Below are 25802 nucleotides of genomic sequence, written 5' to 3' on the forward strand. Positions count from 1 at the left end.
GGCGGCCCAGCGCCGACCTGCGAGGTGGGGTGTGTCGATCTAGCGTGGTCGCATGGCTTCCAACCACTACGGCGTCCCGGGTCTCGGCGAGAGCGACAGCGCGAAGGTCGCCGAGTCCCTCCAGGACCGGCTGCACGCCCTGAACGACCTCCACCTGACCCTCAAGCACATCCACTGGAACGTGGTGGGCCCGCACTTCATCGCGGTGCACGAGATGCTCGACCCGCAGGTCGACACCGTCCGCGAGTTCGCCGACCAGGTCGCCGAGCGCATCGCGACCCTGGGCGGCTCTCCGATCGGGACCCCCGGCAAGCTCGTCGAGCAGCGCTCCTGGAACGAGTACTCCATCGGCCGCGCCGGCGCGATCGAGCACCTCGGCGCCCTCGACCTGGTCTACCAGGGCGTGATCTCCAGCCACCGCGAGGCGATCGAGCTCGCCGGTGACCTCGACCCGATCACCGAGGACCTGCTCATCGGCCAGTCCGGCCAGCTCGAGCAGTACCACTGGTTCGTGCGCGCCCACCTCGAGAACGCCGGTGGCGAGCTGTCGACCTCGGGCGCGGACTCCGAGCGCGAGGCCACGGTGCTGGCCGAGGCCGGCGCCGACGAGACGGTCTGACGCCCGTGACCGCCGCACCGCAGGCCGCCTGATGTCCGGCACCAACCCGCTGGCCGGCGTCCGCGCCGGCATCCCGGCGCTGCCCTCGGGCAGCGAGGTCGCCTCCTACGCCACCTACCTGGAGGCCCAGAAGGCGGTCGACCACCTCTCCGACGAGGGGTTCCCGGTCCAGCACGTCAGCATCGTCGGCACCGACCTGCGCAGCGTCGAGCGCGTCACCGGGCGGCTGTCGTACGCCCGGGTCGCTCTCGCCGGAGCCCTGTCGGGCCTGTGGTTCGGCGGGTTCGTCGGGCTGCTGTTCGTGCTCTTCCCGGGCGGCTCGGGGAACCTGTTCCTCGCGGCCCTGCTCATCGGAGCCGGCTTCGGCATGCTGTTCGGGGTCGTGAGCTTCGCCCTCACCCGGGGCCGTCGCGACTTCAGCTCGGTCAACGCGATCCTCGCCTCGCGCTACTCGGTCATCTGCGCCGACGCCGAGGCGGGCCGGGCCCGCCAGCTGCTCCAGGGCCTGGAGGGCGTGCGTCCGCTGCAGCGCGACGCCGGCCCCCTGGCCTGAGCACCACCTCGACGACGCCGGACGACGGAGGAGGCCCGGACCGCAGCTGCGGTCCGGGCCTCCTCCGTCGTCGGGCGCCCCGGCGCTCGGGCCGGGGCGCCGCGCGGGTCAGCGCAGCGACGCCATCCACGCCTCGACGTCGTCGGGGGTCCGGGGGAGCGCCGCGGACAGGTTGGTGCACCCGTCCTCGGTGACGAGCACGTCGTCCTCGATGCGCACGCCCGTGCCGCGCAGCTCCTCGGGCACCAGCTCGTCGTCGGCCTTGAAGTACAGGCCCGGCTCGATGGTGAAGACCATGCCCGGCACCAGCTCGGCGTCGAGGTACATCTCGCGCCGCGCCTGGGCGCAGTCGTGCACGTCCAGGCCCAGGTGGTGCGACGTGCCGTGCACCATCCAGCGGCGGTGCTGCCCGCCCGTGGCCGGGTCGAGGGCCTCGGCGGCGCTCACCGGCAGCAGCCCCCACTCCTCCAACCGCGCGGCGATGACCTCCATGGCCGCGGCGTGCAGGTCGCGGAACCGCGAGCCCGGCCGCGCGACGGCGAAGGCGGCGTCGGCGGCGTCGAGGACCGCCTGGTAGACGCGCCGCTGGGGCTCGGTGAAGACGCCGTCGACCGGCAGGGTGCGCGTCACGTCAGCGGTGTACAGCGAGACGGCCTCGACGCCGGCGTCGACCAGCACCAGCTGGCCCGGGCGCACGGCGCCGTCGTTGCGGATCCAGTGCAGCGTGCACGCGTGGGGGCCGGCCGCGGCGATGGTCTCGTAGCCGACGCCGTTGCCCTCCCGGCGCGCGACGCCCTCGAAGGCCGACTCCACCACCCGCTCGCCGCGCTCGTGCCGCACCGCCGCCGTCAGGGACCTGACGACGTCGGCGAAGCCGGAGGCGGTCGCCGCCACGGCGTCGCGCAGCTGCTCCACCTCCCAGGCGTCCTTGACCAGCCGCAGCTCCGACAGCGCCTCGGCGAGCGCCGCGTCACCCGCCTCGTCCTCGTCGGGGGAGCGGACGTCGGCGCCGACCAGCAGCGCCTCGACCCCCGGGTCGGCCCCGGGGACGACGCGCACCCGTCCGCCGGGGGCGGGGAGGGCCGCCACGAGGGCGGCGGCGAGGCCGTCGACGTGGCGGCACGCCAGACCGAGCTCAGCCTCGAGGTCCGCCAGCGACGGGCGCACCCCCACCCAGAACTCGCCGTAGCGGGCGTCGGCCCAGAACTCGTCGTCCGTGCGCTCCGCCCGGGGACGGAAGAACAGCTGCGCCTCGTGGCCGCCGCCGGCCAGGGGCTCCAGCACCAGGACCGCGTCGGGCTCGCGGTCGGCGCCCAGACCGGTGAGGTGGGCGAACGCCGAGTGCGGGCGGAAGCGGTAGTCGGTGTCGTTGCTGCGCACCTTCAGCGGACCCGCGGGCAGCACCAGGCGGTCGCCGGGGAAGGCGGCGCTGACGCGCTCGCGGCGCGCCGCGGCCCACGGAGCCGCGGCCAGGCGCTCCGGCGGCGCCGGACGGGGGGCCCAGCCGCCGGCGATGAAGTCGCGGAAGGCCTGGGAGCTGGGCCGCTGGCTGCGGTTGGAGCCGCGGTCGGCGAGCCGCTGCTCCTCGTCCTCGGACGGGAGGGGCCGGTCGACGGCCTCGGGGGTGCTCGTGGCCTCGCTCATGGGGCGATCCTCCCACCGGGTCGCGACACCACCGAGACGCAGCCGAGCCACCCGGGCGTCATCCGCTCGACGCGAGGGCGTCGGTTGTGTCCCGCTTCGTCCGCGTCCATGCTGGGACCTCCGCCGCTCCTCCCCGCAGGGGGGACGGCAGGTGCGAGGGGGGTCGCATGAGGTCAGGCGGTCGCGCGCGCGCGTCCGGGCCGCGCAGGCCGGGGTCCACCGCGGCCCTGTGCGCGGTGGCGGTGGCAGCGACGTCGGTGGTGGCCGCCTCGGGGGTGCTGGAGCCGGAGAGCCGCGAGGTCGTGCTCGTGGCCCCCGCGTCCGACACCGCGTCCGCGCCCGCCGCGTCGTCGGCCTCCGGGGCTGAGGTGCCCGCGAGCGAGCAGGTCGTGCCCCTCGTGGCCGCCGCACCCGTGCCGACCGTCGCCGAGCCCAGCGCCACCCCCGAGCCGACCTCGTCGGGCGACGGGCGGCCGGCTCCCGGGCCCGTCGTGCCGCAGGGCGCCTCGAAGGGCGTCCCGGAGCGCGTGCTCGCCGCGTACCGCGCCGCCGCGGACCGCACCGCCGTCACCGACGCGAGCTGCCGCATCCCCTGGGAGCTGCTGGCAGGCATCGGCAAGGTGGAGTCGGGCCACGCCGCCGGCGGCCGGGTCGACGCCGACGGACGCACCACCACGCCCATCCGCGGTCCCCTCCTCGACGGCAGCCTCTCGGGCACGGCCGTCATCACCGACAGCGACGGCGGCAGCCTCGACGGCCACGCCGCCCACGACCGCGCCGTCGGCCCCATGCAGTTCCTGCCCGGCACGTGGCGAGCGTGGGGCGCTGACGCGGACGGCGACGGCATCGCCGACCCGGACGACGTCGACGACGCCGCCCTCGGCGCCGCCCGCTACCTCTGCGCTAGCGGCGCGGACCTCTCCACGCCGGAGGGCCAGCTCGCCGCCCTGTGGCGCTACAACCGCTCGGCCCCCTACGCCGCGACGGTCATGGGCTGGGCCCAGGCGTACCGCGAGGGCCTCACCTCGCTGCCCGCCCTTCCCGTGCCCGACCCGGTCGTCATCGCCGCGCCGGAGCCGGCCCCGGCTCCCGAGCCCGCGCCGCCGGTGGCCGAGGAGCCTGCCGCTCCGCCCGTGGAGGCGTGCCCGGCGCCGACCGCCGAGCCGACGGGTGAGCCGACGGGTGAGCCGACCGCCGAGCCGACGGGTGAGCCGACCGCCGAGCCGACGGGTGAGCCGACCGCCGAGCCGACGGGTGAGCCGACCGCCGAGCCGACGGGTGAGCCGACCGCCGAGCCGACGGGTGAGCCGACCGCCGCCGCCTGCGCGACCGCTGCGGCGAGTGCCGAGCCCACGGCGCAGGCCACCGCCGCGGCGGAGCCGACGGCCCAGGCCACCGCCACTGCGGAGACGACGGCAGAGCCGACGGCCACGGCCGAGCCGACGGTCACGGCTGAGGCCACAGCGGATCCGACGGCCCAGGCGACCGCTGAGGCCGCAGCAGAGCCCACTGCCAGTGCCTGCCCGGCGGTGGAGCCGTCAGCCGAGCCGTCCGGTGAGCCCTCGGCCGAGCCGACCCAGGAGGCCACGGCGGCGGGCGACCCATCGTCGACCTCGACGCCGTCCTGCTGCCCCGACGACCCGGACCACGCGTCGCACGACGGCGAGCACCACGACCACCACGACGCCGCGTCCGACCCGACCGCCTGCGAGCAGCCGAGCGGCGAGGCCCGCGAGGAGCACACCGGCGCCTGAGCGCCCGGAGGTGATCGCGCCTACGCTTCCTCAGTGCTCATCGACCTGCACACCCACTCCACGGCCTCCGACGGGACAGACAGCCCCGCCGGCCTCGTCGTCGCCGCCGTCGAGGCGGGTGTCCAGGCCCTGGCCATCACCGACCACGACACCACCGCCGGCTGGGCGCGGGCGGGGGAGCAGGCCGAGGTGAGCGGTGTGCTGCTGGTGCCGGGCGCCGAGGTCTCCTGCCGCGTCCGCGGGGTGACGGTGCACCTGCTCAGCTACCTGCACGACCCCGCCGAGCCGGTGCTCTCCGAGACGCTGGCCGCCTCCCGCGACATCCGCCTCAGCCGGGCCCGCACCATGGCGGAGCTGCTGGGCCGCGACTTCCCCATCACCTGGGAGGACGTCCTCGCCCAGGCCGCGCAGGGCGCCACGGTGGGGCGCCCGCACGTCGCCGACGCGCTGGTGGCCGCGGGCGTCGTCGCCGACCGCGACGAGGCCTTCGCGGGGCTGCTCGCCGACGGGTCGCCGTACGTCGTCCACCACGGCGCTCCCCACCCCGTCGTCGCGGTGCAGCGGGTGCGCGCCGCCGGCGGCGTGCCCGTCATCGCGCACGCGCTGGCCGCCGCCCGCGGCAAGGTCGTCGGCGAGGACGTGCTGGAGGAGATGGTCGCCGCCGGCCTGGCCGGGGTGGAGGTCGACCACCGCGACCACACCGCGGCCGACCGCGAGTGGCTCCGGGGGTTCGCCCGCGCCCACGACCTGGTGACGACGGGGTCGAGCGACTACCACGGCACGGGCAAGCAGAACCGGCTCGCCGAGAACAGCACGAGCCCCGACGACCTGCACCGCCTGCTCGCGCAGGCCTCGGGCACCCGCCCGTTCGGAGAGCTCGGGGCGCTGGCGTGAGCGCGGCGGGCCAGGGCGGCCAGGGGGTGCTGCCGGGCATGCCTCAGCGGCTCTTCTCCTGCACCCCCACGAAGCTCGCGGCCTTCGAGGACTGCCCCCGCCGCTACCGCTTCAGCTACCTCGACCGCCCGAGCCCGCCGCGGGGGCCGGCGTTCGCCCACACCAGCGTGGGCGCCGCCGTGCACAACGCCCTCGCGCGCTGGTGGGACGAGCCGCTGGCCCGCCGCACCCCCCAGCGCGCCGCGGAGCTGGTGGCGGGCGCCTGGACGCCGTGGACGACGGCCGGCTTCCGCGACGCCGCGCAGTCCGAGGAGCACCGCCGCCGCTCGCAGGAGGCGGTGGCCGCCTACGCCGAGCGCCTCGACCCGACCGCCGAGCCCGTCGGCGTCGAGCGGACCGTGGCCGCCCCGACCCAGCGCCTCGCCTTCTCCGGCCGCGTCGACAGGATCGACCGCCGCCCCCGCGAGGACGGTGACGGCGACGAGCCCGTCGTCGTCGACTACAAGCTCGGCCGTCGGGCCCCGGACGACGACGACGCGCGCTCCTCGCTGGCCCTGGGGCTGTACGCCGTGGCGGTCTCGCGCACCCTGCGCGCCCGGTGCCGGCGCGTCGAGCTGCACCACGTGCCGACCGGCTCCGTGGCGGTGGCGGAGCACACCGACGCCTCGCTGGAGCGCGTCGTGCGCCGGGCCGAGTCGATCGCCAGCGACGCCGTGCGGGCGCAGGCGGCGCTGGACGCCGGGGCCGACCGCGACGAGGCGTTCCCCGCCACGCCCTCGGCGCTGTGCTCCTGGTGCGACTTCCGCCCGTCGTGTCCAACGGGGCAGCGGTCGGCGCCCGCCAAGGAGACCTGGGCGGCGCTCGAGCCCCTCGCCTGAGGGCCTCGCGCGCTCGGGCGCCTCAGGCGGCGCGACCCGCCATGCGCGCCACTGCTCGCTTGCGGTGCTCGGAGGGCTCAACGCCCGGCACCCGGCCCTCGGAGCGCAGCAGCGCTGCGCGGAGCGCGCGCAGACCCGCTGTCGTCGCGGCGTCGGTGGGCGCGGTGGCCAGCTCGGGGAGCGCGAACATCCGCCGCGCCCACGCCGGCAAGGAGGCCATGGCCAGCCCGGAGACGCCCAGCCAGACCGGGACGGCCGGCGTGGTCAGCACCACCCTCGGGGCCATGGGCGGCGCCACGATGTAGGAGGCCGCCTCGCGCGCCTCCCGCGTGACCGCCAGGTGCGGCCGGACCTCGGTGAAGTAGTCGTCCAGGTCTCCGCGGCTCGCCGGCACGACCTCCCGGCGGACGCCCACCAGCTCGGCGGAGACCACCTGCTCGGCCACGTAGCGGTCGGCGTCGTCGCTGCTCAGCGGCTGCGACGGTGCCCGGCCGCGCGAGACGACGTCGAGGATGCTCTCCACCAGCGCGCAGTGGATCCACAGCAGCAGGTCCTCGTCGTCGGCGCCGTACTCCAGCCCCGTCGCCGGGTCGGTGCCGCGGATCCGGGCGTGGATGCCGCGCACCACCGCCGCAGCCCGCTCGGCCTCCTGCCGCGAGCCGAACGTCGTGGTGTCGACGTACTCACCGGTGCGGTGCAGGCGGCCCCACGTCTCCTCCTTGAACCGCGACCGCGTGGCCACCACGTGCATCGCGAGGGGGTGCAGCGCCTGCAGCAGCAGCGCCCGCAGGCCGGCGGGGCCCACCAGCGGGTCGGTGTGGAGGCGCCACGTCACGCTGTCCGGGCCGAAGAAGCCGTCGTCCTGCACCCCACCAGCGTCCGCCGCCACCGGGGAGCGCGCGACCCGGGGGTCGCGCGTCCCTCAGGGGACGGGGACGACGCGGGCCAGCACGCCCCCGTCGACGTCGACCCGGCTGGCGAGCACCGGCTGCGGGGCCACCGCCGGACCCGCGGCGACCGAGCCGTCAGCCAGGCGGAAGGCGCTGCCGTGCCACGGGCACACGAGGCACGCCTCGCCGCCCTCGCGGGTGACCTTCCCCCCGGAGAGCGGACCCGCCAGGTGGCTGCAGCTGTCGGCGAGCACGGAGACGCCGTCGGCGGTCCGCACGACGACGACGGGCACGTCGCCCACGTGCCCCTGCACCGGCTCGTCGACGACGAGCTCGTCGTAGGCGGCGACCCGGTGCCACCCCTCGGGGGCGACGTGCGGGACGTGCTCGGCGTGCGAGGCGCCCGCCGACCAGCGGTAGGACAGGTGCCCGCCGAGCGCGGCGCCCAGCGTCGCCGTGGAGACGCCCGCCACCGACAGCCACCGCGCGCTCGTCGTCCTGCCGCGCCAGCGCTGCACCAGCGAGGCGGCGAACACGGTGAGGGCTGCGTAGTTGCTGGCCGCGTGCACGAGGCCGATGCGCTGCTGGTCGGGGTGCAGCTCGGCCCAGTCGGTCAGCCCGGAGGCGACCGTGGGCAGGGTGGTCGCGATGCCGGCCGCCGCCAGGGCGGCGGACGTGGCGTCGGCGCCGTCGGCGAGGTCGTCGGGCACGAGGCCGGCCAGGGACAGCGCGTCGACGGCCGCCGCGCTCGTCCAGGACCCGACCACGACCTGCGCCAGCACCGGGTGCAGGGGGTGGCCCAGCCAGGTGCCGTGCAGGAGGTCGGCCAGCCAGCGCGGCTCGGCGGCACGGACCAGGTCGCGCACCGGGGCGGCGACGGTGTCGAGCGCCCTCCAGCGGACCGGCGCGTCGAGCAGCCGGAGCAGCAGCGGCCGCGTCGCCGCCGTGGCGGAGGGGCGCTGGTCCGGGCGGTCCGGGAACCGGTCGGTGGGGGTCGCGCTCATCGAGCGCCTCGCAGCTCGAGCATGGCGTCGATGCTGCCCCGAGGTGATGGCCCCGGCGAACCGATCACCGCCGCAGGCACTCGCCGCTCCCACGACGACCGAGGACGTCCGGCCCGGAGAGCGGGCCCGACGTCCTCGGTCGTCGCGGAGGAGGCGGGGTCAGTCGCCCGAGGTGTCGCCCGCCGGGGCGGACTGCTCGGCAGCGTCGGAGCCCTCGCCCGACGCCTCGCCCGTGCCATCACCGGCGGTCTGGCTGCGGCCGCGGCCGCGGCCACCGCGACGGCGGCGGCGGCGCGGGGCCTCCGCGGACTCCCCGGCGTCGGGGCCGTTCTCGCCGGCCCCGCCCGCACCGCCGGAGCGGTCGGGCAGGGCGATCTGGTCGAGGCTCGTCGGCTCGGCGCCCTCTGCCGGCGCGACCGCGTCAGCGGCCGCACCCTCGGCGCCGCCACCGCGGCGACCACGACGACGGCGGCGCTGGCGCTCACCGCCGGCCTCTCCGCCCTCGGCCCCGTCGGTGCCCTCGGTGCGCCGCGCCCGCTCGGGGCGCTCCGTGCGCTCTCCGCGCGCCGGGCGCTCGGAGCCCTCGGCGCGGGGGCCGCGCTCGGAGCCCTCGGCGCCGCGGCCAGCACGACCACCGTCGCGGCCACCACGGCCGCCGTCGCGGCCGCCGTCACGGCCGCCGTCACGCCCGCCGCGACCGCCGTCACGCCCGCCGTCACGGCCACCGCGACCGCCGTCGCGTCGTCCGGTCTCGCCGAGGTCCTCGAGGACCTCCGCGTCCAGGCCCTCGCGGGTCTGCGCGGACTTCGGCAGCCGGCCCTTGGTGCCGGCCGGGATGCTGAGCTCCTCGTACAGGTGCGGGGAAGTCGAGTAGGTCTCGACCGGCTCGGGGATGCCCAGGTCGAGGGTCCTGTCGATCATGCCCCAGCGGTGCAGGTCGTCCCAGTCGACGAAGGTCACCGCGGTGCCCGTGGCGCCCGCGCGGCCGGTGCGGCCGATGCGGTGCAGGTAGGTCTTCTCGTCCTCGGGGCACTGGTAGTTCACGACGTGCGTGACGTTGGTGACGTCGATGCCGCGGGCGGCGACGTCGGTGGCGACGAGCACGTCGACCTTGCCGTTGCGGAACGCGCGCAGCGCCTGCTCGCGGGCGCCCTGCCCGAGGTCTCCGTGGAGCGGGGCTGCGGCGAAGCCGCGGTCCATCAGCTCGTCGGCCACCTTGGCGGCGGTGCGCTTGGTGCGGGCGAAGACGATGGTCAGCCCGCGGCCCTCGGCCTGCAGGATGCGCGCCAGGACCTCGACCTTGTCCATCGCGTGGGCGCGGTAGATGAACTGGGTGGTCGCCTTGACCGTGGCGCCGTCGTCGTCGGGGTCGGCGGCGCGGATGTGCGTCGGCTGGCTCATGTAGCGGCGGGCCATGGCGACCACGGGGCCGGGCATGGTGGCCGAGAACAGCAGCGTCTGGCGCCCGGCCGGCGTCATCGACAGCAGCTTCTCGACGTCGGGCAGGAAGCCCAGGTCGAGCATCTCGTCGGCCTCGTCGAGCACGACGGCGCGGGCGGCGGCCAGGCTCAGGTGGCCCTGCTGGGCCAGGTCGAGCAGACGGCCGGGGGTGCCGACGACGACCTCGACGCCGCGCTGCAGCGCCTCGACCTGCGGCTCGAACGCGCGGCCGCCGTAGATGACCAGGACGCGGGCGGCGCGGTCGGTGGCGGCGCGCTCCAGGTCGCGGGCGACCTGGACGGCCAGCTCGCGGGTCGGGACGACGACGAGCGCCTGGGGCTTGCCCGGCAGGTCGAGGGCGTCCCAGCCCTCCTCGCCCGGGCCGACGACGCGCTGCACGACGGGCACACCGAAGCCGAGGGTCTTGCCGGTGCCGGTCTTGGCCTGGCCGATGATGTCGTGGCCGGCCAGGGCCACGGGCAGCGTCATCGCCTGGATGGGGAACGGGTGGGTGATGCCCGCCCGGTCGAGCGCCGCGACGATCGCGGGCTGCACGCCGTAGTCGGCGAAGGACTTCTGCGCCAGCACCTCGGGGGCGGGGGTCTCGACGTCGGCGTCGATGATCGCGTCCTCGGGGAGCGCCGAGCGGTCGACCTGCTCGGTCGGCTGCTCGGTCGGCTCGGGCTGCTGGGGGGTGGTGTCGGACTGGACGTCCGTGGTCTCGGGCACGCGTGGCCTCACGTCTCGGTGGCGGGGCCGTGCTGTCGGGCGTCGGGCACCGGTCAGTTCGACGGCGCTCATCGACGGGACCGCCCCGCGGCGGTTCGGCTGCCGATCGTGGCAGCGACCGGTCGACCGAGGTTGTCAGCACCCATGATACCGGCGGTCCGCGCGCGGTCCCGGCGCGGCCGCCGCCCTAGGGTGCAGGTCATGACGTCAGCACCCCCGTCCGGCGCCGACGGCGCCCTCGAAGCCGAGGTCGACCTGCTGGGCGCGCTGGCCTACGGCGAGCTCACCGGGTTCCTCCGGCTCTCGCAGGACGCGGGCTCGGCGCCGACGCTGGTGCAGACCGCTGAGCTGGGGACCCTCGCCGTCGAGGAGTTCCAGCACTACCAGCTGCTGTCCGAGCGCCTGGTGGAGCTCGGCGCCGACCCGCAGGCGGCGATGCGGCCCTTCGTGGCGGCCGTCGACGCCTACCACGAGCGCACGACCCCCAACGACTGGCTGGAGGGCCTGGTCAAGGCCTACGTCGGCGAGGGCATCGCCACCGACTTCTACCGCGAGATCGCGGCCTACGTGCCCGCTCCCACCCGCGACCTCGTGCTGCGCCTGCTCGACGAGACCAGCGGCGCGGAGTTCGTGGTGGGCGCGGTCCGCGAGGCCACCGCCCGCGACCCGCGCGTCGCCGGCCGCCTCGCCCTGTGGGGCCGCCGCCTGGTGGGGGAGGCCCTCAGCCAGGCGCAGCGGGTCGCCGCCGACCGCGACTCCCTCGCGGCGCTGCTCGTCACGGGCGGGGGAGCGGGCACCGACCTCGTGGCCGTCGGCAAGATCTTCAGCCGCATCACCGAGAACCACGTGCGCCGGATGCTCCGGCTCGGCCTCACCGCCTGACGGGCTCCCCGGGGCGCCCTGGCCCCGCGGGGCGCTGGCCCGCGAGCCACTCCGCGAAGGTGGTGCGTGCGAGCCGCGCCCCCGCACCGGGCAGCGCCTGACCGGTGCGCAGCGCGGTGCCGAACCGGCCGGGGAGCGGCACCTCGACCACGCGGCCGGGCCGCCGGGTGACGGCCAGCCAGCGGCGGGCCAGCTCGGGGACCCGCTCGACCAGGGGACCGGCGAGGTCGGCGACGGCGCCCTGCGGGGGTCCCGCGGCCAGCCGGGCGAGCTCGTCCGCGGCCTCCGCGGCGGCCAGGGGCTGGCTCGTGAAGGCGGGCACCAGGCGCACCGGTCCGGTGCGGGCGAGACCGGCGAGCACCGGCACCAGCTCGTGGAACTGGGTGGTGCGCAGCAGCGTCCACCCGCCGTCGTGCTGGGAGACCAGCTGCTCCTGGCGCGCCTTGCCGGCGTACAGGGCGGCGTCGACCCGGGAGGCCCCCACGATCGACAGCGCGACGTGGTGCCCCACGCCGCACGTCCGGCCCGCCTCGAGCAGGGCCGTCGTCGTCCGCTCGAAGAAGCGGCGGCTGCCGCGGGCCGTCTGGGAGGCGGCCAGCGAGGTCGGTCCGGTGGCGTCGACGACGGCGTCGCAGCCCTCGAGCGCCGCGAGCAGCGCCGGCGTCGCTCCGGCCAGCAGGTCGACGCCGCTGGCGCGGCTGAGCACGACCGCCTCGTGGCCGGCGCCCCGCAGGGCGGCGACCACGAGGCGGCCGACGGTCCCGGTGCCGCCCGCGACGGCGACGCGGCTCACCGCGGTGGCTCCCGGCGCTCTCGGCGCTCTCGGGCCGGGTGGGTCAGCGGGCGCCGAAGCCGACCCGGCTCTTCTCCTCCGAGCCGATCTCCACGAAGGCGATCGCGGGGCCCGGGACGAGCACGGTGCGGCCGCGCTCGTCCTGCAGGCTCAGGGTGGTGCCGCCCTTGAGGGCGGCGCTGACGGCGGCGCTGACCTCGGCGACGCTGTCGTTGGACTCCAGCACCACCTCGCGGGGGCTGTTCTGCACGCCGATCCGGATCTCCACGGGTCGTCCTCCTGCTGCGGTGGTGGGGCTGCTGGCGCTCCCCGGCGGGACCGGGGCCGGCAGGTGCCGGGGTGCGCGACCCCATCCTGCACCGAGCGCCCGCGCGGCCCCCTGCGGGCGACTGCGGCGTTCGCCCTCGGTGGACACCTCCGGTCTGTGACACTCCGTAGAGCACCCGCCACTGGGTGTCCCGGACGCCAGGAGGCGACGTGACGATCGGCCAGACCACGGACCGCCAGGTGACCGACGAGCCCACCGGGACCAGCGGCGACGGCGGCGCCAGGGTCGAGGGCGTCGTGAGGGTCGCCCTCTCCGTCCCCGGGGTCACCGGCGTGCGCGTCGAGCCCGCTGACGACGGCTCGGCCGTGGTCCGCCTCGAGCTCGTGCCCGGCGCCGACGAGGCCGCCGTGGCCGCCGCCGTCCAGGAGGCGCTGGCCCTCGAGGCCGCCGTCGGCCCCGTGGCCCCGGAGGCCACCGCGCCGGTCGAGGACGCGCCCGCCGAGGTGGCGGCGCCCGCCGTCGTCCCCGCCGTCGTCCCCGCCCCCGAGGCGGCCTCGCGCCCCCGGGTCCCCATGCCCGCCGCGGCCCCCGAGCGCGCCGACCGGCCGCGCACCGGCCGCATCTCCGTGCCGCCGCTCAGCGCCACCTCGGTGGCCTCCACCCCGGCCCCGCAGTGGCTGGGGGAGTCCGCCCCCGCCCCGCGCCCCCAGGGCGGGGACCGCCTGGTGCTCGAGAAGGTCCAGGTGGTGACCGAGGGCCTCGCGACGACGGCGACCGTGGTGCTCACCCGCGCCGGCTCGGTGCACACCGGCGTCTCCGAGGCCGCGAACACCCCCTCCGGCGGCCCGCGGGCGCTCGCGGCGGCCACGCTGCGCGCCCTGGAGTCCGCTGCCGGTGGTCGTCTGCGCGGCGAGGTCGAGGCCGTGCGGCCCAGCGAGCTCGACGGCCGCGCCGCCGTCACCGTGATGATCGGCATCGCCACCGCCCGTGGCAGCGAGCAGCTGGTGGGAGCCGCCCTCGAGGGCGGCTCGCAGCCCGCCGTGGTGCGCGCCGTCCTGTCGGCCTGCAACCGCCGCCTGGACCCCGACCTCCGCTGACCCCCTCGACCGCAGCCGAGCGCCTGGTTGCGGTTCCTGGTCCCTCCTGGACCGCAGTCGAGCGCCTGGTTGCGGTTCCCGGGGCGTGCGAGGCTGGTCGCGTGGAGCCGCTGGTCGAGCCGGGCCCGCCGCTGACCCCGCAGGAGCGCCAGCGGTGGTCGCGCCACCTGCTGCTGCCGTCCGTGGGCGAGGTCGGGCAGCGCCGCCTGCGGGCCGCGCGCGTCGCCGTCGTCGGGGCGGGCGGCCTGGGCTCCCCGGTGCTCGCCTACCTCGCCGCCGCGGGGGTCGGCGAGCTGGTGGTCGTCGACGACGACGACGTCGAGGCCTCCAACCTCCAGCGCCAGGTGCTCCACGGCGCCGACGACGTCGGCCGCCCCAAGGTCGACTCCGCCGCCGACGCCCTGGCCCGCCAGGCCCCCTGGGCGCGCGTCGTGCGCGTCCCCGAGCGCCTCACCGCCGAGAACGCCACGAGCCTCCTGGCCGGTTGCCACCTCGTCGTCGACGGCGCTGACAACTTCGCCACCCGCTACGCCGTCGCCGACGCGTGCGAGCAGCTGGGCGTCCCGGAGGTCTTCGGGTCGCTGCTGCAGCACGACGCCCAGGTCACCGCGCTCTGGCCCGCGGCCGGAGGTCCCGGGTACCGCGACCTGTTCCCCGCCCCGCCCCCGCCGGGCTCCGTCGCCTCGTGCGCCGAGGCCGGCGTGCTGGGCGCGCTGTGCGGCGTCGTCGGCTCGGTGATGGCGGTCGAGGCGGTGAAGCTGCTCGTCGGTGCGGGGGAGCCCCTGGTCGGCCGGCTGCTCGTGCTCGACGCGATGGCCATGTCGTGGCGGACCGTCCGCGTCCGCGGCGCTGGTCCTGGTGGCAGCGGACCCCGGCGCGAGGTCCCGCAGCCCCGCGCCGAGGAGCCGCTCCCCGACGACGCGGAGCTGACCGCGCCGCAGCTGGCGCAGGCGCTGGCGAGCGGTGCCGGTGTCGTCCTGCTCGACGTCCGCACCGGTGCCGAGCGCTCGCTGGGCTCGCTGCCGGGCAGCGTCGCCGTGCCGCTGGACGACGCGCTCTCCGGGGTGCTGCCTCCGCTCCCGGACGGCCGCGTGGTGGTGCTCTGCCGCTCCGGCGCCCGCTCGGAGCGCGTCGTGCGGGCACTGCGCGCCGCCGGTCGCGCGGACGCGGCGCACCTGCGCGGAGGCCTGCTGGCCTGGGCGGCGGACGTCGACCCGGGGCTCGTCGTCACCTGAGCGCCTACCCTCGTGCGGTGACGACCTCCCTGGCCACCGGCGCCGAGCAGCAGGCCCCCGAGCTGGTCGTGCTGCTCGACGACGAGCGCCGTCCCGTCGGCAGCACCCCCAAGGCGGGCGTGCACACCGCTGACACCCCGCTGCACCTGGCCTTCTCCTGCTACGTCAGCGACACCCGCGGCCGCCTGCTGATGACCCGCCGCGCCGTGTCCAAGAAGACCTGGCCGGGCGTGTGGACCAACTCCGTGTGCGGGCACCCCGCCCCGGAGGAGTCCTTCGAGGACGCCGTGCGCCGTCGCGCCCGCCAGGAGCTGGGCCTGGAGGTGCGCGACCTGGCGGAGCGGCTGCCCGAGTTCGCCTACCGCGCGGTCGACGCCTCCGGCGTGGTCGAGAACGAGTTCTGCCCCGTCTACACCGCCGTGGCCGACGCCGACCCGGTGCCCGACCCCGACGAGGTCGCCGAGTGGGCGTGGGTGGAGTGGGACGACGCCGTCGCCCTCGCCGCGCGCACGCCCTTCGCCATCTCCCCGTGGGCCGTCCTGCAGCTCGGCCAGCTGAGCCGGCTCGGCCTGGGCGCCGCGACGAGCGGGGCCCGGGGCTGAGCCCGCAGCACCGGCAGCGCCCGCCGGGACGCGCCTACATCGACGACGTCGGCCCGCTCGTCCTCGCCATCCCCGAGGGCATGGCGCTGACGTACGGCGACGTCGCAGAGCTCACCGGCTGGGGCGCGGCCCGCGCCGTCGGAGCGGTGATGAGCCAGCACGGGCACGAGCTGCCGTGGTGGCGCGTGGTCCGCGCCGACGGCTCGCTGCCCGAGGGCCTCGTGCCGCGGGCGATGATCCACTGGGCTGACGAGGGGCACCCGCTGGTGCTGGGCACGAGCCGGCTCGACCTGGGCAGGTGCCGGTGGGACGGCCCCGGGGACGCCCCCGGCTGAGCGCTGCTCACCGGCCGGCTGCGGCCAGCTCCTCGCGGAGCAGGGCGGCCCCCGCGACCAGGGCGCTCATCTTCTCGTGCGCCACCGTCCGCGGCAGCGGCGCCATCCCGCAGTTGGTGCTGGGGACGAGCAGGTCCGCGTCGACGTAGGCGAGCGCCTTCCGGAGGGTGTCGGCGACCTCCTCCGGGGTCTCCACCTGGTGGCTCGCCACGTCGACGGCCCCGAGCATGACCCCCTTGCCGCGCAGCAGCTCGACCAGCTCGACCGGCACGTGCGAGTGGTGGCTCTCCAGCGAGACGACGTCGATGCTGGACCGCTGCAGCAGCGGGAAGGACCGCTCGTACTGGCGCCACTCGTCCCCGAGCGTCGCCTTCCAGTCGTTGTTCGCCTTGATGCCGTAGCCGTAGCAGATGTGGACGACGGTCTGGGCGCGCAGCCCCTCCGCCGCCCGCTCCAGCGCCGCGACGCCCCAGTCGCGCACCTCGTCGTGGAAGACGTTGAACGCGGGCTCGTCGAACTGGATGACGTCGACCCCCGCCGCCTCGAGCTCGCGGGCCTCCTGGTTGAGGATGGTCGCGAACTCCCAGGCCAGCTTCTCGCGGCTGCGGTAGTGGCGGTCGTAGAGGGTGTCGACCATCGTCATCGGGCCGGGCAGCGCCCACTTGACCGGCCGGTCCGTCTGGCTGCGGAGGAACCTCGCGTCGTCGACGAAGACCGGCCGCTCGCGGCTCACGGCCCCGACCACGCTCGGCACGCTCGCGTCGTACCGGTCGCGGATCCGGACCGTCTCGCGCTGGGAGAAGTCGACGCCGGTCAGGTGCTCGATGAACGTGGTGACGAAGTGCTGGCGGGTCTGCTCGCCGTCGCTCACGACGTCGACGCCGCGGCGGTGCTGCTCCTGGACGACGGCGCGCAGCGCGTCCTGCTTGCCCTCGGCGAGGGCCTCGCCGTCGAGCCTCCAGGGCGACCAGAGGGTCTCCGGCTGGGCGAGCCAGGACGGCTTGGGCAGGCTGCCGACGATCGACGTCGGGAGGGTCGTGCTGGTGGTCGTGGTCATGGTCGTGGTCCTCACACCCCTGCGGTCCGGACGGCGGTCGCCCGGCAGCCCGCGACCCACTGCTCGAGCACGTCGCGGTGCGGCTCCACGAAGTGCTCCTCGGTGAACCGCCCCTGCGTGACGGCGAGCCGGCTGCGCTCGTCACGGTCGTAGTCGACCTGCGGGCGCGAGAAGTCCTCGTGCGCCAGGCTCGGCCGGTAGGTGTGCCCCGCGGCCGAGTTCGCGCTGTAGATCTCCGGCCGGTAGATTTTCTGGAACGCCTCCATCGTGGCCACGGTGCTGGCGAGCTGCAGGTTCGTGTAGTCGTTCAGCAGGTCACCCCGGGAGTAGAGGGCGAGCGGGGCGACGGCGCCGCGCGGCATGAAGCAGCGGACGCCGAGCCCCATCTTGGCGAAGTAGGCGTCGGTCAGGGAGGGCTCGTCCTGCTGGTACTCGACGCCGAGGACGGGGTGGTGGTTCGCGGTCCGGCGGTAGGTGCGGCTCGTCGAGACGCTGATGCAGACCACCGGCTGCTGCGCGAACCGCTCCCGGTAGGTGCCGGACTCGAGGAACTCCTGGAACAGCGCGCCGTGCAGGTCGCCGAAGTCGTCGGGGAGGGCGGCCCCGGCCCCGCCCGCGCCCAGCGCGGGCAGCCGCACGCTGAAGTCGTAGTCGCGGACGTACGACGAGAAGTTGTTGCCGACGGTCCCGTGGCGCCGCTCGCCCGTCCACCGGTCGAGGACGTGCAGGTCGAGCACCTCGAAGAGCGGGAACCGCCGGCCCTCGGCGTCGGCGGTGAAGGCCAGCTCGACGGAGACGATGTCGGCCTCGACCGCGTAGCGGTCGCGCTCGGGGTTGTCCCAGTCGACGAGGTCGTTGAACCGGCGGTCGATCATCGTCAGCGCCCGGCGGAGGTTCTGCCGCCGGTGCTCCCCCCGGGCCAGGTTGGCGAAGTTCGTGGTGATCCGGGAGCTGCTCGACGGCTCGTAGTCCTCGTCGAAGCGGGTGGTGGTCACGCTGAACTCGAACGCTGCTCCCATGGCGGCCGCTCCAGGCTCTGTCCGGCCGTGCCGGTGTGGTCGTCGGGGTCTCATCGTGCGGGTGATCAGCGGTCATCAGGTAATACGACACGGGGATGGCCCGCTATAGACTCTTCCTGTGGCACGGCGGTCGAACGGGGTGACGCTGCAGCAGCTGGCGTCCTTCATCGAGGTCGCTGCGGAGGGTTCGATCAGCGCCGCGGCCGACCTCCTCTACGTCGCCCAGCCGACGCTGTCGGCGGCCATGAAGGAGCTCGAGGCGCGCGTGGGCCGGACCCTCCTCGTCCGGTCGGCCCGTGGGGTCGCGCTCACCCCCGACGGGGTGGAGTTCCTCGGCTACGCCCGCCAGGTGGTCGAGCAGGTCGCGCTGCTCGAGCAGCGCTACCTCGGCGGTCCGCCGTCGCGGCGGCTGCTCGGGGTGTCGACGCAGCACTACTCGTTCGCCGTCGACGCGTTCGTCCGCACGGTCCGGCGCACGGAGGGCGCGGAGTACGAGTTCTCCCTGAGGGAGACCCGCACCTGGGACATCATCGAGGACGTCCGCACGCTGCGCAGCGACCTGGGGATCATCTACCGCAACGACTTCAACCGCGACGTGATCGCCAAGCTGCTGCGCGACTCCGGGCTCGAGTTCCGGCCCCTCTTCATCGCCCGGCCCCACATCTTCGTCTCCCGGACGAACCCGCTCGCGGCCAAGGAGCGCGTGACCCTGGCGGACCTGGCCGACCTGCCGCGCCTGGCCTTCGACCAGGGGACGAACAACTCCTTCTACTTCGCCGAGGAGATCCTCTCCACCCTGTCGAGCGCACGGGAGGTCCGCGTCTCCGACCGCGCGACGATCTTCAACCTGATGATCGGGCTCGACGGCTACACGATCTCGACGGGCATCGTCAGCGACGACCTGGACCCGGCGATCACCGCCGTCCCGCTCGACGTCGACGAGCGCATCGAGATCGGCTGGATCGGCCACTCCGCCATCCCCCTCACCGACCTGGCGCAGCGCTACCTCGACGAGGTGCGGGCCGTGGTCTCCGGCTTCGGCGTCGCGCTCCTGGACGACGACCACGGTCGGCGGACGAGGACGAGCGGCTGACCGGGCCGACCGGGCCGACCGGGCCGACCGGGCTGTCGGTGGGGCGTGGCACGGTCCTGCCATGACCGCCGTCGCCGCCCCGCGCTTCGTGCGCGGTGCGCCGTCGGTGTCGACGGCTGCCCCCGCCCCGCCCGCGCTCGACGCCGTGCAGCGCCGCGTCGCCGAGCACCCGGTGGGCGGCGGACCGCTCGTCGTCCTCGGCGCCCCGGGCACCGGCAAGACGACGGCGCTGCTGGAGGCGCTGGTCACCCGGGTCGAGCGCGACGGCGCCGACCCCTCCTCCCTGCTGGTGCTCGCCCCGTCGCGCCGGGCGGCGGCCGGGCTGCGAGACCGGGTCAGCTCGCGGCTGGGCCGCACCACGACCGAGGCCCTGGTGCGCACGCCCGCCTCCCTGGCCTGGGCCCTGCTGCGCCGGGCCGCGCTGGTGTCCGGGGGGCCGGCGCCGCGGCTGCTCACCGGCCCGGAGCAGGACCAGGTGCTCGCCGAGCTGCTCCGCGGCCACGAGGAGGGCGACGCGCCCGGCCCGCCGTGGCCCGACGACGTCCCCGCCGCCGTGCGCGGCGTGCCGGCCTTCCGCGGCGAGCTGCGCGACCTGCTGATGCGGGCGCTGGAGCGCGGCGTCGACCCGGCCCGGCTCTCGCACCTGGCAAAGGCGCACCGCCGGCCCACCTGGCGCGCCGCGGCCGCCGTGCTGGCGGAGTACCTGCAGGTCACGGCCCTCGCGAGCCCCGGTGCGCACGACCCGGCCGCCATCGTCCACGACGCCTGCGCCGCGCTGCGCGCCGACCCGGCGCTCCTCGCGGCGGAGCGCGCGCGCCTGGCGCTGGTGGCCGTCGACGACCACCACGAGTCCACCGCCGCCACCGCCGAGCTGCTCGACCTGCTGGTCGGCCGCGGCGGTGACGTGCTGCTGCTCGGAGACCCCGACGCCACCACCACGACCTTCCGCGGCGGCGACCCGACCCTTCTCGCCGGCGCCGCGGAGCGCTTCGCCGGGCCCGGCGGGCCGGCGCCGGTGGCCGTGCTGCCCACCCGGTGGCGGTCCAGCCGTGCGGTCGCCGCCGCCTCGGTGCGGGTCGCGGCGCGCACCGGCAGCGTCGGAGCCGTTGCCCAGCGCGACGCCGACCCCGCCGCCACCGCCGAGGACGGCGCGGTCGAGGCGCACCTGCTGCCCACCCCCGCGCAGGAGGCCGCGCTGGTGGCCGCGCTGCTGCGCGAGGAGCACGTCCGCGAGGGCACGCCGTGGGGTGCGATGGCGGTGGTGGTCCGCAGCGCCGGCGGCACGGGGGCGCTGCGGCGCGAGCTGGGCCGCGCCGGCGTCCCGGTGGTGGTCCCGCCCGCCGAGGTGCCCGTGCGCGCCGAGCCGGCGGTCGTGCCGCTGCTGGTGGCGCTGCGCCTGGTCCTGGCGGAGGAGGGCGAGGTCTCCGTCGACGACGTGCTCGCCCTGCTCGCCCCTCCCGTCGGCGGCGCCGACCCGCTGGCCCTGCGCCGGCTGCGCCAGGTGCTCCTGGCCGCCGAGCGCGCCGCGCCCCCGGAGAGCGGCCGGCGCAGCAGCGACGCGCTCCTCGTCGACGCCGTCCTCCACCCCGAGCGCTGGCCCGACCTCCCCGCGCGCGCGGCCCGCCCGGCGCGCCACGTCGCCTCGGTGCTCGCGGCCGGCCGCGCGGCCGCGCAGGCGGGCGGCAGCGCGGAGGAGGTGCTCTGGGCGCTGTGGGCCACCACCGGTCTCGCCGAGCGGTGGCGCCACCGAGCGCTCGCGGCGCCCTCCGCCTCCGGGCTGGGGGCGGAGTCGGCGGGGGCCCTGGCCGACCGCGACCTCGACGCCGTCGTCGCCCTCTTCGACGCGGCCTCGCGCTACGAGGAGCGCGAGCCCGGCTCGCCGCCGCAGCGCTTCCTGGAGCACCTGCAGGCCCAGGACGTGCCCGCCGACACCCTCGCCGCCCGCGCCACGGGCGCCGGGGCCGTCGAGCTGCTGACCCCCACGGCCGCGGCCGGGCGCGAGTGGGACGTGGTCGTCGTCCCCGGTCTGCAGGAGGGGGCCTGGCCCGACACGCGCCTGCGCGGGTCGCTGCTGGGCGCCCCGGAGCTGGCCGACGTCCTGGCCGGGCGCCTGTCCGCCGACGAGCAGGTGGCCGCCGCGGCGGCCGCGGCGGCGGCCCGCCGGCAGGTCCTGGATGACGAGCACCGCCTGCTGCAGGTCGCGGTCTCCCGCGCCCGGCGCCGCCTGGTGGTGACCGCGGTGCGCAGCGAGGACGAGCGCCCCTCGCCCTTCGTCGACCTCGTCTGCCCGCCGGAGGCACCGGCCGAGGGCGGGCCGGACGCCGCCGCTGACACCGAGCGCCCGCTCAGCAGCGTGCCCCGGGCCACGTCGCTGCCGGCGCTCGTGGCCGAGCTGCGCTCGGTGCTGCTGGTGCCCGTCGGCGCCCGCGACGGCACCGGCGCCGTGGTCGACGAGGCGCGCCGGGCCGACGCCGCGACGGCCCTGGCGCGCCTGGCCGCCGCCGGCGTCCCGGGCGCCGACCCGCGCGACTGGTACGGCCTGCCCCCGGTCTCCGACGAGCGGCCCCTGCGCGACCCCGAGCAGCCGGTGCCGGTCAGCCCGTCGGCGGTGGAGTCGTTCGGGCGCTGCGGGCTGCGCTGGCTGCTGGAGAGCAGCGGCGGCCGCCCCGCCGACTCGCTGCAGCAGGGCGTCGGCAACCTGGTCCACCGCATCGGCCAGGAGCTGCCCGAGGGCAGCCTCGCGGAGATGACCGCCCGCCTCGACGAGCTGTGGCCGACGCTCGGGCTGCCCGACACGTGGGTGGGCCAGCGGGAGCGCCGCAAGGCCGAGCGGATGGTGCGGATGCTCGCCGCGTACGTGCTCGACGCGCGCACGGCCGGGCGCTCGCTCGCCGGGGTCGAGGTGGAGGTCGACGCCGCCATCGGTCGGGCCCTGGTCAGGGGCCGCCTGGACCGGCTGGAGCGCGAGCCCGACGGCTCGCTGCGCGTGGTCGACCTGAAGACCGGCAAGCGGGCGCCGAAGGCCGACGAGCTCGACGCCCACCCGCAGCTGGGGCTCTACCAGGCCGTCGTCGACTCGGGCGCCCTCGGCGAGGGCGAGCGCAGCGGTGGCGCGGCGCTCGTCCAGCTCGGCGGCACGCGCGCCAAGCCGGGCGTGCAGGCGCAGCCGCCGCTGGCCGACGCCGCCGACCCGGCCTGGGCGCACGACCTGCTGCAGCGCACCGCCGACGGCATGGCGGCCAGCGCCTTCGACGCCGTCGCCAACGACCTCTGCTCGACGTGCCCCGTGCGCACGAGCTGCCCGCTGCGTCCCGAGGGCGGGTGCGTGCGGTGACGCCGACGGCGACCACGGCGACGCCCCGGGTGCTCAGCGCGGCGGACATCGCCTCGGCGCTGGGCCAGCACCCGCCCACCCCCGAGCAGGCGGCCGTCATCGAGGCGCCGCTCGCGCCGCTGCTGGTGGTGGCCGGCGCGGGCTCGGGCAAGACCGAGACGATGGCGGCCCGCGTGGTGTGGCTCGTGGCCAACGGGCACGTGGAGCCCGACCGGGTGCTCGGCCTGACGTTCACGCGCAAGGCCGCCGGCGAGCTCGCCGAGCGGGTGCGCCTGCGCCTGGCGGCCCTCGACGCCGCCGGCCTGCTGCCCGTCCCCGGAGCCCCCGGCAGCGGCAGCGAGCAGGACGGCGGCGGGGACGGCGGGGGCGCGGTCCCCGCCGCGGCCTCCGGCAGCGACGGCGCGCCGACGGTCGCGACCTACCACGCCTACGCCGCCGGCCTGGTCACCGACCACGGCCTGCGCATCGGTGTCGAGCCGCGCTCGCAGCTCGTCGGACCCGCTGCTGCGTGGCAGCTGGCGGCCGACGTCGTCGACGCGGCCGACGGCGAGGGCGCCGACGGCCTGGGAGACCTCGACGCCGCGCCGTCCACGGTGGTCACCGCGGTGCTCGCCCTGGCGGGGGAGTGCGCGGAGCACCTGGTCGACGTCGACGCCGTCGAGGCGGTGCTCGCCGGGGTCCTGGCGCGGGTCGGGGCGCTGCCCGGCAAGCAGCCCGCCAAGGTGGCCGCGGCGCTGAGGGTGCTGGAGCAGCGGCGCCGGGTGCTGCCGCTGCTGCGGCGCTACGCCGAGCGCAAGCACGAGCTGGGCGTGCTCGACCACGGCGACCAGGTCCGCCTCGCGGCGCGCATCGCGGCCGAGGTGCCCGCGGTCGCCGCCCTGGAGCGCGCGCGCTGGGGCGTGGTGCTGCTCGACGAGTACCAGGACACCTCCACCGCCCAGGCCGAGCTGCTCTCCCGCCTCTTCGGCGGCGGGCACCCCGTCACGGCCGTCGGCGACCCCCACCAGGCCATCTACGGCTGGCGCGGCGCGAGCGCCGGCGGCCTGCAGGCCTTTCCGACCCGGTTCCGGCGCTCCGACGGCGCCGCCGCCGCACACCTCGCGCTGTCGACGAGCTGGCGCAACGACGTGGCCGTGCTCGACGCGGCCGCCGTCGTCGCGCAGCCGCTGCGCGCTGCCTCCCGTCTGCCGCTGCCCGTGCTGGGCCCCCGGCCCGGAGCCGGCCACGGGGAGGTCGAGGTGGCGTGGGCGCAGACGGCGGGGGAGGAGGCGGCGCTGCTCGCCGACCGGATCGCCGTCGTCTGGCACGGCGACGCCCGCCTCCCCGCCGACCAGCGCCGCACCGCCGCCGTGCTGTGCCGCGCCCGCTCGCAGTTCGCGCTGCTGGAGGAGGCGCTGTGCGCCCGCGGCGTGCCGGTCGAGGTGGTGGGCCTGGGCGGGCTGCTGCTGCGCCCCGAGGTCGTCGACGTGGTCTCGGCGCTGCGGGCCGTCGCCGACCCCACCCGCGGCGACGCCCTCATCCGCCTGCTCACCGGGCCCCGCTGGCGCCTCGGCGCCCGCGACCTGGCGGTGCTCGCCGCCTGGTCGAGGCGCCGCGCCACCTCGCGCCGCTCCCGCACGGACCAGGGCGTCGACGAGGCACCGCCGCCGGAGCTGGCCGAGGAGGCCAGCCTGGTCGACGCCGTCGACGACCCGCCCCCCGCCGACTGGGAGACCGCCGACGGCTCCCGCCTGTCCGACGCCGGGCGCGGGCGCGTCCGCGAGGCGGGCCTGCTGCTGCGCCGCCTGCGCGAGCTCGACCTGCCGCTGGCGGACCTCGTCGTCGCCGTCGAGCGGGCCCTGCTGCTCGACGTCGAGCTGGCCGCGCGCGCGACCGCGAGCGGCAGCTCCGCGGCGGCCTCCCGCGCCGGGCTCGACGCGCTCGCGCAGGTCGCGGCGTCCTTCACCGAGACCGCCCGCGCTGGGGTCTCGCACCGCTCGTCGCTGCGGGCCTTCCTGTCGTGGCTGGCGCTCGCGGAGGAGCACGAGCACGGCCTGGACCAGGCCGCGGACGCCGACGAGCCCACCCCCGGCCTGTCCGACGGCGGCGAGGAGGGCACCGAGCCCAGCCGCACCGCGGTGCAGCTGCTGACCGTGCACGCCTCGAAGGGCCTGGAGTGGGACGTCGTGGCCGTCGCCGGTCTCGCCGAGAACGGCTTCCCCACGCGCCCGCGCACGTCGCAGGGGTGGCTCTCGGGCCTCGGCGTGCTGCCGCACCCGCTGCGCGGTGACGCCGACTCCCTGCCCCACCTCGGGTGGGAGGCCGCGCTCGACGCGAAGGGCGCCGAGGCCGAGCGCGCCGCCTACGCGGAGCGCTGCGCCGAGGCCCACCGCGCCGAGGAGCGCCGCCTCGCCTACGTCGCGCTGACGCGGGCCCGCTCGCTGCTGCTGCTCACCGGGGCCTGGTGGGGCGGGGAGCGCAAGAAGGAGCGCCTCCCCTCGGCCTTCCTCGTCGAGGTGGTGGACCACCTGCGCGGCCGCGGCGACGGCGAGGTGCCGGAGCTGCCGCAGGCCCCGGAGGAGCCCGAGAACCCCGAGCTGCGCGAGCCCCGCCGCGCGACCTGGCCCTTCGACCCGCTCGGCCCCCGCCGCCCCGCCCTGGAGGCCGCCGCCGAGGCCGTCCGCGAGGCGGCGGTCGCGCTCGCGCTCTCAGTCGCTGACGAGGGTGACGAGACCCCCGGCGGTGCGGAGGAGCCCCCGGGCCGCGGCGGTCCCTGGGCCGACGAGGTCGAGGCGCTGCTGGCCGAGCGCGCCCGCGGCGACGCCGGGGGGAGCCCCGACGTGGAGCTGCCCGCCCACCTCTCGGCCTCCCGGCTGGTGCAGCTGGCCTCCGACCCGGAGGCCCTCGCCCTCGCGGTCCGCCGCCCGGTGCCGGTGCAGCCGCGCGTCGCGACCCGCCGCGGGGTCGCGTTCCACGCCTGGCTGGAGGAGAGGTTCCGCTCCGCGGCGCTGCTCGACCTCGACGACGAGCCGGACGACGAGCACGACGGTGACGCCACCGGCGACGGCGGCGACGGCCTCGGACCCCTCGGCGACGACGAGGAGGCGCTCGCCGCGCTGCAGGAGAGCTTCCTGGCCTCGGAGTGGGCTCACCGGGAGCCGGTCGCCGTCGAGGTCGACCTGGAGACGCCGGTGGCGGGCCTGGTGGTCCGCTGCCGCGTCGACGCCGTCTTCCCGCGTCCGGCGTCCGAGGGCGGCGGCGTCGACGTCGTCGACTGGAAGACGGGCCGCCCGCCCACCGGGGCCGCCGCGCGCGCCGCGGCGGTGCAGCTGGCCGTGTACCGCCTGGCGTGGTCGCGGTGGAAGGGCGTGCCGCTGGACCGGGTGGGGGCGGCGTTCTTCTACGCGACGACCGGCACCACCAGCCGTCCCACCGACCTCCTCGACGCCGCCGGGCTGGAGGCCCTCGTCCGAGGGGCCGCCGCCCAGCCCGTCGGCGCCGCCATCGACACCCGCGGCTGACCTCCCCCCTGCGGCGGCCCCGACGCTGGTCGTGCGGCCGGACGACCGTGGTCGTTCGCCGAGCACTGGCGCGCCACGCGCACCTGCTGGAGCCGCGCTCCGCAGTGACCATGGGGTCGCGGATGTCGACCACGGAGTTCGGTGCGGCGATCACGGACTTCCTGCCACGGGTCGTCGGCGAA

Annotated in this window: 21 protein-coding genes; 13 read left to right on the top strand and 8 right to left on the bottom strand. The window is 77.1% G+C overall.

The features are described from left to right. Positions 1-52 precede the first annotated feature (52 nt). Together F1641_RS01680 and F1641_RS01685 are read left to right on the top strand one after the other, a co-directional pair. The gene (locus F1641_RS01680) at positions 53-619 is read left to right on the top strand and encodes a Dps family protein (RefSeq protein ID WP_194902746.1); all 567 of its coding nucleotides are present in this window, start codon (positions 53-55) and stop codon (positions 617-619) included. Positions 620-650: 31 nt separating this feature from the next. Then, a complete protein-coding gene (locus F1641_RS01685) occupies positions 651-1172 on the top strand; it encodes a general stress protein (RefSeq protein ID WP_194902747.1) in 522 nt (173 codons plus the stop codon). 108 nt (positions 1173-1280) lie between these two features. Here F1641_RS01685 and F1641_RS01690 read toward each other — a convergent pair whose 3' ends face one another. Continuing rightward, a complete protein-coding gene (locus tag F1641_RS01690; RefSeq protein WP_194902748.1) occupies positions 1281-2816 on the bottom strand; it encodes an aminopeptidase P family protein in 1536 nt (511 codons plus the stop codon). Positions 2817-2983: 167 nt separating this feature from the next. Here F1641_RS01690 and F1641_RS01695 point away from each other — a divergent pair, with 167 nt between their 5' ends. The 3 genes from F1641_RS01695 to F1641_RS01705 are packed head-to-tail and all read left to right on the top strand — an operon-like array spanning position 2984 to position 6342. Next, on the top strand, positions 2984-4570 hold the full coding sequence (locus F1641_RS01695; RefSeq protein ID WP_194902749.1) for a PT domain-containing protein: 1587 nt from the start codon (positions 2984-2986) through the stop codon (positions 4568-4570). Between the two features lie 33 nt (positions 4571-4603). Further along, complete coding sequence (locus F1641_RS01700; protein ID WP_194902750.1) at positions 4604-5464, top strand: PHP domain-containing protein; 861 nt, start codon at positions 4604-4606, stop codon at positions 5462-5464. A gap of 38 nt (positions 5465-5502) precedes the next feature. Then, a complete protein-coding gene (locus F1641_RS01705; protein WP_194903286.1) occupies positions 5503-6342 on the top strand; it encodes a PD-(D/E)XK nuclease family protein in 840 nt (279 codons plus the stop codon). 22 nt (positions 6343-6364) lie between these two features. Here F1641_RS01705 and F1641_RS01710 read toward each other — a convergent pair whose 3' ends face one another. The 3 genes from F1641_RS01710 to F1641_RS01720 form a co-directional block, all read right to left on the bottom strand. Beyond that, positions 6365-7210 (bottom strand): oxygenase MpaB family protein, encoded by an 846-nt coding sequence (locus F1641_RS01710; protein ID WP_206690379.1) that lies wholly within the window; start codon positions 7208-7210, stop codon positions 6365-6367. Positions 7211-7264: 54 nt separating this feature from the next. Further along, complete coding sequence (locus tag F1641_RS01715) at positions 7265-8236, bottom strand: Rieske (2Fe-2S) protein (RefSeq protein ID WP_194902751.1); 972 nt, start codon at positions 8234-8236, stop codon at positions 7265-7267. Positions 8237-8395: 159 nt separating this feature from the next. After that, the gene (locus F1641_RS01720) at positions 8396-10405 is read right to left on the bottom strand and encodes a DEAD/DEAH box helicase (protein WP_309225309.1); all 2010 of its coding nucleotides are present in this window, start codon (positions 10403-10405) and stop codon (positions 8396-8398) included. A 201-nt stretch (positions 10406-10606) separates the two neighbouring features. On the opposite strand from F1641_RS01720, the gene F1641_RS01725 reads away from it, so the two are divergent. Continuing rightward, the gene (locus F1641_RS01725; protein ID WP_206690380.1) at positions 10607-11287 is read left to right on the top strand and encodes a ferritin-like fold-containing protein; all 681 of its coding nucleotides are present in this window, start codon (positions 10607-10609) and stop codon (positions 11285-11287) included. Here the strand turns inward: F1641_RS01725 and F1641_RS01730 are convergent. Then, positions 11277-12080 (bottom strand): SDR family oxidoreductase, encoded by an 804-nt coding sequence (locus F1641_RS01730; protein WP_194902754.1) that lies wholly within the window; start codon positions 12078-12080, stop codon positions 11277-11279. The two genes, F1641_RS01725 and F1641_RS01730, sit on opposite strands and share 11 nt — an antisense overlap. 43 nt (positions 12081-12123) lie before the next feature. Next, positions 12124-12348, bottom strand: coding sequence for a DUF3107 domain-containing protein (locus F1641_RS01735; protein WP_194902755.1), 225 nt, complete (start codon positions 12346-12348; stop codon positions 12124-12126). Between the two features lie 209 nt (positions 12349-12557). Between F1641_RS01735 and F1641_RS01740 the strand changes: the two genes are divergently transcribed. The 4 genes from F1641_RS01740 (at position 12558) to F1641_RS01755 (ending at position 15617) form a co-directional block, all read left to right on the top strand. After that, positions 12558-13445: a hypothetical protein gene (locus F1641_RS01740; RefSeq protein ID WP_194902756.1), complete on the top strand. Its 888-nt coding sequence runs from the start codon at positions 12558-12560 to the stop codon at positions 13443-13445. 101 nt (positions 13446-13546) lie between these two features. Next, the gene (gene moeB / locus F1641_RS01745) at positions 13547-14680 is read left to right on the top strand and encodes a molybdopterin-synthase adenylyltransferase MoeB (RefSeq protein WP_309225310.1); all 1134 of its coding nucleotides are present in this window, start codon (positions 13547-13549) and stop codon (positions 14678-14680) included. 17 nt (positions 14681-14697) lie between these two features. After that, a complete protein-coding gene (gene idi / locus F1641_RS01750) occupies positions 14698-15282 on the top strand; it encodes an isopentenyl-diphosphate Delta-isomerase (RefSeq protein WP_309225311.1) in 585 nt (194 codons plus the stop codon). Then, positions 15210-15617, top strand: coding sequence for an MGMT family protein (locus tag F1641_RS01755; protein ID WP_309225312.1), 408 nt, complete (start codon positions 15210-15212; stop codon positions 15615-15617). Before idi ends, F1641_RS01755 begins: the two co-directional genes overlap by 73 nt. Positions 15618-15624: 7 nt before the next feature. Here F1641_RS01755 and F1641_RS01760 read toward each other — a convergent pair whose 3' ends face one another. Beyond that, positions 15625-16674, bottom strand: a complete 1050-nt coding sequence (locus F1641_RS01760; RefSeq protein WP_194902758.1) for a methionine synthase — start codon at positions 16672-16674, stop codon at positions 15625-15627. 11 nt (positions 16675-16685) lie between these two features. After that, a complete protein-coding gene (locus tag F1641_RS01765) occupies positions 16686-17693 on the bottom strand; it encodes a putative oxygenase MesX (protein ID WP_194902759.1) in 1008 nt (335 codons plus the stop codon). A 118-nt stretch (positions 17694-17811) separates the two neighbouring features. On the opposite strand from F1641_RS01765, the gene F1641_RS01770 reads away from it, so the two are divergent. From F1641_RS01770 to F1641_RS01780, 3 genes are all read left to right on the top strand, one after another. Beyond that, on the top strand, positions 17812-18786 hold the full coding sequence (locus F1641_RS01770) for a LysR family transcriptional regulator (RefSeq protein WP_194902760.1): 975 nt from the start codon (positions 17812-17814) through the stop codon (positions 18784-18786). A 61-nt stretch (positions 18787-18847) separates the two neighbouring features. Next, on the top strand, positions 18848-22120 hold the full coding sequence (locus tag F1641_RS01775; protein WP_194902761.1) for an ATP-dependent DNA helicase: 3273 nt from the start codon (positions 18848-18850) through the stop codon (positions 22118-22120). Further along, positions 22108-25620, top strand: coding sequence for a UvrD-helicase domain-containing protein (locus F1641_RS01780; RefSeq protein WP_375541453.1), 3513 nt, complete (start codon positions 22108-22110; stop codon positions 25618-25620). The genes F1641_RS01775 and F1641_RS01780 overlap by 13 nt, the downstream gene beginning before the upstream one ends. The last annotated feature ends 182 nt before the right edge of the window (positions 25621-25802 follow it).

Origin of the sequence: Quadrisphaera sp. INWT6 (assembly GCF_015390235.1) — a bacterium.
Taxonomy (GTDB): domain Bacteria; phylum Actinomycetota; class Actinomycetes; order Actinomycetales; family Quadrisphaeraceae; genus Quadrisphaera.